Source organism: Streptomyces sudanensis, assembly GCF_023614315.1.
GTDB lineage: Bacteria > Actinomycetota > Actinomycetes > Streptomycetales > Streptomycetaceae > Streptomyces > Streptomyces sudanensis.
Genome location: NZ_CP095474.1, coordinates 1059521 through 1061399, shown reverse-complemented (window position 1 = coordinate 1061399; position 1879 = coordinate 1059521). Strand labels below are relative to the sequence as shown.

Below are 1879 nucleotides of genomic sequence, written 5' to 3'. Positions count from 1 at the left end.
CGCCCGCCGCCCCCGCCGGGCGGGCGCGCCGGCGCCGGGCCGCCCTGGTGGTGCTCCTCGCGGCGGCGGTCGGCGCGGGCGCCGGGTTCGCCGGCATGCGGTACGCCGACACCGGCCGCACGGCCCACACCACCGGAATCGTCGCCGACGCCGGCACCGCCACGACCGCCGGCGCCACCCCCGCGCCGAGCACGCCGTCCGTACCGGGCACGTCACCCGCTTCACCCGTGCCACCCGCGTCGAACGAGCCGTCCGGACCGGGCGCTTCGCCCGGTCCGCCGGGCGCGGTGCCCGAGGGGTGGGAACGCGTGGCGGACCCGCTGGGTTTCAGCCTGCTCGTACCGGCCGGCTGGAAGCGGCAGACGGAAGGCGGCCAGATCGACTACACCCCGGACGGCGGCAGGCACCGCATCCGCGTCAGCGTCGACGACGCGCCCGACTTCGAGGACCCCTACACCCACATGCTCGACGTGGAGGAGAGCCTGCGGGAGAGGCTGCCTGAGTACCAACGGGTGAAACTCGGTCAGAATACGTTCCGTGATCAGCCGGAATCCTGTCTCTGGGAGTTCACCTGGTACGAGAAAAGGACACACCCCGGTAAGCGCCACGCGATAGACCAGGTGTACTACACGGACGACGGAACCGAGTACGCGCTGTACATGTCGTCTCCCGAGGAAGACTGGGCGACCACGCGGGAGCAGTTCGACATCGTGCTGCGCCACTGGCGACCCGCCGAGGAGTGACCTCCCCGGCGCGAGCGGAGGAGGTGGGCCGTGTCGGTCGGAGGGCGGAGGCCGGAGGAGCCGGCCGGGCGGGCGCGCGAACAGCGGCGGATCGCCGGCCGCTACCGCCTCGAGTCCCGGTTGGGCCGCGGCGGCATGGGGACGGTGTGGCGCGCCCACGACGAACTGCTGGGCCGGCCGGTCGCGGTGAAGGAACTCCACGTCGACGCGGGCCGGCCGGCCGGAGGCGACGCGACCGTCGACACCACGCTGCGCGAGGCGCACGCCGTGGCCCGGGTCCACCACCCGCACATCGTGTGCGTCCACGACGTGGTGGAGGAGGACGGCGTCCCGTACATCGTGATGGAGCTCGTCGAGGGCGCGTCGCTCGCCGAGCGGATCGCCGAGCGGGGCCCGGTGGACGCGCACGAGGCGGCCCGGATCGGCCTGGCGCTGCTGTCCGCGCTGCGCGCCGCGCACGCGATCGGGGTGCTGCACCGGGACCTGAAGCCGGCCAACGTGCTGGTGGAGGAGGCCACCGGGCGGATCGTCCTCACCGACTTCGGGGTCGCCCAGCTCGCGGGGGCGACCACGCTGACCGAGTCGGGCATGTTCGTCGGCTCGCCCGAGTACACCGCGCCGGAGCGGATGCAGGGCCACCGGGCGGGGCCGGCGGCGGACCTGTGGTCGCTGGGGGTGCTGCTGTGCACGGCGATGACGGGCAGCTCGCCCTTCCACCGCGACTCGCTCGGCGGGGTGCTGCACGCCGTGGTGGAGGCGGAGATCCGTCCGCCCGCCGCCGCGGGCGCGCTGCTGCCCGTCGTGCGGGGCCTGCTGGAACGCGACCCGGCGCGCAGGATCGACGGGGCGGAGGCGGAGCGGCTGCTGCGGTCGTACCTGGCGGGCGGGCCCCCGGGCGGGACCGCTGCGGCGCCCGGCGGCGCGGGGCAGGCCGACACGCCGACGGCCCACGACCGGCCCGACGACGGTCCGGCGGACGGGCGGGCCGGTCAGGGGGACGCGCCGTACGGGGCGCGCCCGCACACCGTGCCGCCCGCGCGGGCCAGGGACCGGGTCCGCTCCCTCGCGAGGGTGCTGCCCCACCGGTCGCCCCCCGCCGCGCCGGGCCCGCCCGCCGCACCGGCGGCGGCCGGGGG

The 1879-nt window shown here is 76.5% G+C and carries 2 protein-coding genes; both read left to right on the top strand.

Annotation, left to right across the window (positions count from 1 at the left end; translation table 11 throughout):
- Positions 1–743, top strand: a 743-nt coding sequence (locus MW084_RS04735; protein WP_476718369.1) for a DcrB/PsbP domain-containing protein, incomplete at its 5' end; no start/stop codon positions are given.
- 30 nt (positions 744–773) lie between these two features.
- A partial coding sequence (locus MW084_RS04730) for a serine/threonine-protein kinase (RefSeq protein WP_275563486.1) occupies positions 774–1879 on the top strand: 1106 nt, incomplete at its 3' end.